Annotated in this window: 6 protein-coding genes; 5 read left to right on the forward strand and 1 reads right to left on the reverse strand. The window is 73.4% G+C overall.

Features of this window, described 5'->3' with window-relative positions; translation table 11 throughout:
- Positions 1-53: 53 nt before the first annotated feature.
- Positions 54-1,208, forward strand: coding sequence for a dihydrofolate reductase family protein (locus tag ACFVDP_RS02000; RefSeq protein ID WP_383481718.1), 1,155 nt, complete (start codon positions 54-56; stop codon positions 1,206-1,208).
- On the opposite strand, the gene ACFVDP_RS02005 is transcribed toward ACFVDP_RS02000, so the two are convergent.
- On the reverse strand, positions 1,205-2,227 hold the full coding sequence (locus ACFVDP_RS02005) for a DMT family transporter (protein WP_383481721.1): 1,023 nt from the start codon (positions 2,225-2,227) through the stop codon (positions 1,205-1,207). The two genes, ACFVDP_RS02000 and ACFVDP_RS02005, sit on opposite strands and share 4 nt — an antisense overlap.
- 111 nt (positions 2,228-2,338) lie before the next feature.
- On the opposite strand from ACFVDP_RS02005, the gene ACFVDP_RS02010 reads away from it, so the two are divergent.
- From ACFVDP_RS02010 to ACFVDP_RS02025, 4 genes are all read left to right on the forward strand, one after another.
- A complete protein-coding gene (locus tag ACFVDP_RS02010; RefSeq protein ID WP_383481724.1) occupies positions 2,339-2,962 on the forward strand; it encodes a TetR/AcrR family transcriptional regulator in 624 nt (207 codons plus the stop codon).
- Positions 2,959-3,393: a protein-tyrosine phosphatase family protein gene (locus ACFVDP_RS02015; RefSeq protein WP_383481727.1), complete on the forward strand. Its 435-nt coding sequence runs from the start codon at positions 2,959-2,961 to the stop codon at positions 3,391-3,393. The genes ACFVDP_RS02010 and ACFVDP_RS02015 overlap by 4 nt, the downstream gene beginning before the upstream one ends.
- A gap of 153 nt (positions 3,394-3,546) precedes the next feature.
- Positions 3,547-5,451: a tetracycline resistance ribosomal protection protein Otr(A) gene (gene otr(A) / locus ACFVDP_RS02020; protein ID WP_383481730.1), complete on the forward strand. Its 1,905-nt coding sequence runs from the start codon at positions 3,547-3,549 to the stop codon at positions 5,449-5,451.
- Between the two features lie 111 nt (positions 5,452-5,562).
- The gene (locus tag ACFVDP_RS02025) at positions 5,563-6,210 is read left to right on the forward strand and encodes a DUF4230 domain-containing protein (protein ID WP_383481733.1); all 648 of its coding nucleotides are present in this window, start codon (positions 5,563-5,565) and stop codon (positions 6,208-6,210) included.
- The last annotated feature ends 142 nt before the right edge of the window (positions 6,211-6,352 follow it).

Genomic DNA, 6,352 nt, shown 5'->3' on the forward strand with positions numbered 1-6,352 from the left:
GCCCGCTCCTCGGTAGGGTCGAGGTGTTCGTTCCTCCTGGTCACGGAGTCGCCATGCCCCGCCCTCATGTGCTGTTGTCCGCCGCCGTCTCGCTCGACGGGTGTCTCGACGACACGGGAGAAGGGCGGCTGCTCCTCTCCGGCGCCGAGGACTTCGACCGGGTCGACGCGGTCCGTGCGGCGAGCGACGCGATCCTCGTCGGCGCGGGCACCCTGCGCGCCGACCGGCCCCGATTGCTGGTCAACTCCGAGGCGCGGCGGGCCGAGCGGGTCGGCGAGGGGCGGCCCGCGTATCCCCTGAAGGTGACGGTCAGCGGGTCGGGGGAGCTCGATCCCGGCGACCCGTTCTTCACGACGGGCGGCGAGCGCCTCGTCTACACCACGGACCGGGGCGCGGTCCTCGCCCGCGCCCGGCTCGGCGCGGCCGCGCAGGTGGTGGCGCTCGGGGCGGCCGTCGACTGGGCGGCGCTCCTGGACGACCTCGGCGAGCGGGGCGTGCGGCGGCTGATGGTCGAGGGCGGGGCGCGGGTGCACACCCAGCTGCTGCGGCTGGGCCTCGCGGACGAACTGCGGCTCGCCGTAGCGCCGTTGGTGGTCGGGGAGCCGGACGCACCCCGCCTGTTCGGCCCCGGCGCGTATCCGGGCGGGCCGCGCAGCCGGATGCGGGTCCTGGACACGGAGCGGGTCGGCGATGTGATCGTCACCCGGTACGCGCCGACCGTGCCCGGCACCACGGACGGCGTCACGGCGGCGGACCGGTACTGGCTGCGCCTCGCCTGCGACCTGGCCGCCGACTGCCCGCCGTCGCAGACCGCGTTCAGCGTGGGCGCCGTGGTGGTCGCGGCCGACGGCACGGAGCTGGCACGAGGGCATTCCCGGGAGGGCGGCGACCCGGTCGTGCACGCCGAGGAGGCCGCGCTCGCGAAGCTCCCCGGCGACGATCCGCGGCTCGCGGCGGCCACCGTCTACAGCAGCCTGGAGCCGTGCGCCCACCGCGCCTCACGACCGAAGCCGTGCGCGCGGCTGATCGTCGACGCGGGGGTGCGGCGGGTGGTGACGGCCTGGCGCGAGCCGGACACGTTCGTGCCGGGCGCCGACGGGATGGGCGTCCTCGCGCAGGCGGGTGTCGTCGTCGCCGATGTGCCGGAGCTCGCCGGCGCCGCGATCCTCCCCAACAGCCACCTGGTCACGCCGCCCACGGCCTCCTAGGGCCTGTCTTCAAACTCCCCTCTGCCCCGCGACGCCTGGCACGCACTCTCGCCGCACCGGGCACAAGGCCAAGTACGTCCAGTACGAGGCCGTGCGCCCGGCACGCCGAGAGCACGCACCAGACGCCGCGGGGCCGCCCTCCGGGCGAACGAGGGGAGTTTGAAGACAGGCCCTAGCCGTACGACGACCACGGCGGCGAGTCCGAGGGCCAGGCCCAGGGCGGTCCGCACCCCGAAGGGCTCGCCGAACATCAGGGCTCCCCACACCGCGGTGACCGGCGCCATCAGGAACATCAGCGTGTTCACGCGGGTGAGGCCGTCGCGGCGCAGCACGACCCAGTACAGGCCGTACCCGCCGAAGGTGGACAGGCCGACGAGCCAGACGAGGGAGAGCCAGAAGGACGGTGCGGCGGGCGGGGTCGCGTCGCCGGTGGCCACGGCCAGGAGCGTGAAGACGACGGCGCTCGTCGCGCAGTGCACCCCGAGCCCCACCATCGGCTCGACGCGGGTGGTCGAGCGGCTCTCCACGAAGGTGGCCGCGACCAGCGACATCATGCCGAGGAACGGAATCCCGTACGCCCACGGGGGCACCCCGGTCACGGCCGTCGCGTCGGCCGTGGTGACGACCAGGACGCCGGCGAGGCCGAGGCAGAGGCCGGCCCACTGGCGCGCGGTGACGTACTGGCGCAGCAGCGGTCCGGCGAGGGCGCCCGCGACCAGGGGCTGGGTGCCGTCGATGAGGGCGGTGGTGCCGCTGGAGACGCCGAGCTGGATGGCGTAGTAGACGGTCAGGAGATAGCCGCTCTGCGAGAGGGCGCCGACGGCGATCTGGCGTGCGAGGCTCCGCGCGGTCAGCTCCCGTACGGCGCGGCGCCCCACGACGGCGGCGAGCACGAGGGCCAGGGGCAGGAACCGCCACATCAGCGTGGTCACGGCGCTCGCCTCGGCGGCGCCGAGCTTGGCCCCGATGAAACCGGAGCTCCAGGTCAGGACGAAGCCGACGGACAGCAGCACGTTCACGGTGCGGACACCACCTCGGGACGACAACGGGACGGGCACGCGGCGCGAGTAAACAGATCTGCTTACTCCGCCGTCACGGCCCGACTATACAGATCGGTATACTCTTGCGGTATGCCTCCCCCTTCCGCCCCGCACGTCCCTCCGGTCGTCGATCCGGACCGGCCCGACCTCACCCCCGCCGCGCGCCGGGTCCTCGAGACCGCGTCGCGGCTGTTCTACGAGCGCGGGATCCACGCCGTGGGCGTCGATCTGATCGCCGCCGAGGCGGGGGTCACGAAGAAGACGCTCTACGACCGGTTCGGCTCCAAGGAGCGGATCGTCGTCGACTACCTGGCCACCCGGGACGCCCGCTGGCGCGCCTTCCTGGCCCGGCACCACGACCCGGCCGGCCTCACGCCCACGGAGCGGGTGCTGGCGGTGTTCGACGCGTCGCGGGAGTGGATGGCCGCGCACAGCGGCAAGGGCTGCAGCATGGTCAACGCGCACGCCGAGATCAGCGATCCGGCCCACCCCGCGTACGCCGTCATCGCCGGGCAGAAGCAGTGGATGCTGGAGCTGTTCACGCGACTCGCGCACGACGTGTCGCCGGACGCGGCAAGGGAGTTGGGGCGCTCCTTGATGCTGCTGCACGAGGGAGCGCTCGTCTCCGACGGCCTCGACGTGTTCCCCGACGCGTTCGGGCGGGCCCGCCGGCTGGCGGCGTTCCTCCTCTCCGCCGCGCGGGAGACGCGATGACCTGGGACCCGGAAGCGCCGGGCGTCCTTCGCCTCCCGTCGGGGCGACTGGTACGGGGACGTGGACTGCGGGCGCCGCTGCCGCCCGGCCCGCACCCCGCGTACGGGGTCTATCTGCTGGGGCGGCAACCGCCGCCCGTGGAGTGGGAGTTCACCTGGCTGCGCTGGCCGGACTTCCGGCTCCCGGCCGACCGGCGACGGGCCCGCGAAGTGCTGGCCGACGCGTGGCGACGCAGCGCCGAGCAGCGGGTGGAGGTGGCCTGTGCGGGCGGGCGCGGCAGGACAGGGACGGCGCTCGCGTGCCTCGCGGTGCTCGACGGGGTGCCCGCGCCCGAGGCGGTGGCCTATGTGCGACGCCACTACGCCCCGCAGGCGGTGGAGACCCCGTGGCAGAAGCGCTACGTACGCCGGTTCGCACCGCCGGGAAAATGAGTTGCGTGGCCCCCTGACCCGGTGCGCACCATGGCCGGGTCACAGGGCCCGCACCCGGGTCACGGTCCTCATGCGAGCAGGAGAACGGAATGCGCCGATTCCTCGAAGCAGTTCAGCGCCCACGCCGGACGATTCTCGAGGACTCGACCTTCCATGCAGACCCCGCAGGTTCGCACCACCCTGAACATCGGCATTCTCGCCCACGTCGACGCCGGTAAGACCAGCCTCACCGAGCGGCTCCTGTTCGACACCGGGGCCATCGGCCGGCTCGGCAGCGTCGACGCCGGTGACACCCGCACCGACACCGGTGCGATCGAGCGACGGCGCGGCATCACCATCCGCTCCGCCGTCGCCGCGTTCACCGTCGGCGACACCCAGATCAATCTGATCGACACCCCGGGCCACTCCGACTTCATCGCCGAGGTGGAGCGCGCGCTCGACGTGCTCGACGGGGCCGTCCTGCTGATCTCCGCGGTGGAGGGCGTGCAGGCGCAGACGCGTGTGCTGCTCAAGACGCTGCGGCGGCTCGGGCTGCCCACACTCGTGTTCGTCAACAAGATCGACCGGGCGGGCGCACGGACCGGCCCGCTGCTCGACGACATCCGCCGCAGGCTCACCCCGTACGTGGTCCCGCTGTCCCGGGTCAGCCACGCGGGCACGCCCCGGGCCGCCGTCATCGAGCACGCCCTGGACGACGCGGCGGCGCGGACCCTCGCGGAGGTGGACGACACGGTCCTCGCCGCCCTGGTCGACGGGCCGCCGCCGACATCCGGAGCGCTGCGCCGGGCGCTGGTCGCGCGGACGGCCGAGGGACTGGTCCATCCACTGCTGTTCGGGTCCGCGCTCGGCGGCCAGGGCGCGGACCGGCTCGTCGACGCCATCGTCGAGTTCCTGCCCGCGGCGGGCAAGGCGGACGTGTCGGCGCCGCCCGCCGCGACCGTGTTCGCGGTGCGCCGCGGGCCCGCCGGTGAACGCGTCGGCTATCTGCGCGTGTACGACGGCGAGCTGCGGGCCCGGCAGAAGGTGACGTTCCTGCGCCGGGACACCGACGGAGGCACCGAGTCGGTACCGGCACGCATCACCGGGCTGCGGGTCGCCGGGACCGGCGGGGACACCGCGGGCCCCGGCGGGGACACCGCGGGCCCCGGCGGGATCGCCGAGGTGCGGGGCGTCGCGGCGATCCGGGTCGGCGACCGGCTCGGCAGGACCGACACGGGCCGCTCCCGGTTCGCGCCGCCCACGCTGGAGACCGTGGCCCGCGCCGTGCAGCCGGGGCAGGGGGCGGCACTGCGGGCGGCCCTCCTGGACCTCGCCGACCAGGACCCGCTGATCCACGCCCGCCCGGCCACCGGGGGCGCGACGGCTCTCCTGCTGTACGGGGAGGTGCAGAAGGAGGTTCTCGGGGCCACGCTCGCCGAGGAGTTCGGTATCGAGGCGGTGTTCGAGCCGAGCCGGATCCGGTGCGTGGAGCGCCCGGTGGGCACCGGCGAGGACGTCGAGGAGATGGGGCGCCGCAGCACGACCGGGCTGCCCGCGACCGTCGGTCTGCGGGTCGAGCCGGGGCCGCCCGGTTCCGACCGGGTCTTCACGTACGAGACCGAACTGGGCGCCCTGCCCCGGGCGTTCCACCAGGCCGTCGCGGACACGGCGCGGGCCACGCTCGCCTCGGGCGGGCCGCACGGCTGGCCGGTGACGGACTGTCATGTCACACTGATCCGCTCGGGGTTCGACTCGCCGGTGAGCGTGGCGGGCGACTTCCGCGCGGTGACGGCGCTCGTGGTGCGGCGGGCGCTGGAGCGGGCCCGCACCCGGGTCTTCGAGCCGGTGCACACCTTCGAGGCCGAGGTCCCCCTGGACGCGCTCGCCGCGGTGAGCGCACAACTCGCCTCCTTGGGAGCCGAGTTCGGGCGGACCATGGGCGGCAACACGTCCTGGCTGATCAGCGGGGAGCTGACGGCGCGCAGGGTACGGGAGATGGAGCTGGCCCTGCCGGGACTGACGCGCGGCGAGGGCGTCTGGTGGTCACGGGTGACGGGCGACCGGCCGGTACGGGAGTGAACCGGCACGAACCGCTCCGGCGGACAGGACGCCCGGCGAAGGCGGCACCGCGGCAGGCGTGATCTGCGCCCGTCGCGGGAACTCGGGCTGCATGGGAAGGAGGTTTCCCTCATGAAGCCGAGGGCTGTTGCTGCGCTCCCCCCGTGGGCGAAGGCCGCCATCGTGGTCGTCGTCGTGGTGGCTCTGGTCGCCACGGGACTGCGCCTGATGAACCGTCTCGACGGTTTGTTCGGCACCGAGACCCACGACCGGTCGGGCCCCACGCTGCTCAAGTCGGTGCGGGACCTGAGCCGTTACGACGCCGCGTCCGGGAACTTCCAGGTCGTCGTCGATCTGGAGAAGGACACGAAATACCTGCCGGACGCGATCCGCGGGACCAGGACCCTGTACATCGGGGCGGGAACCGTGGACGCGTACGTCGATCTCGGAAAGGTGGACCCCGGAGATGTCCGGGTGAACAAGGACCGCACGTCGGCGACGCTGCGTCTGCCGCACGCCCAGCTGGGCAAGCCCGCGCTGGACACGGACCGCTCCTACGCGGTGTCGAAGCAGCGCGGGCTGCTCGACCGGCTCGGCGATCTGTTCTCGGACAACCCCAACGACGAGCGGGCGGTGCGCAAGGTCGCCGCCATGCACATCGGTGACGCCGCGAAGGACAGCGGCCTCACGGGCCGCGCCGAGGGCAACACCACCGACATGCTGAAGGGGCTGCTGCATTCGCTGGGGTTCGAGAAGGTCAAGGTCTCCTACGGGACCTGACCGCTCGGGCGCGGACATGAGGCGAACCGGCCTCCACATCGTGGTCCCGGGGGGTGGGGGGGGGTGAGGGAAAGGGAGAAAACCCTAGCTCATGTTTTTTTCTACGTGCGGACGACGTGCAGCCAAGAAAAAGGGTGGGGCA

The sequence above is a fragment of the Streptomyces sp. NPDC057694 genome (assembly GCF_042799415.1).
GTDB lineage: Bacteria > Actinomycetota > Actinomycetes > Streptomycetales > Streptomycetaceae > Streptomyces.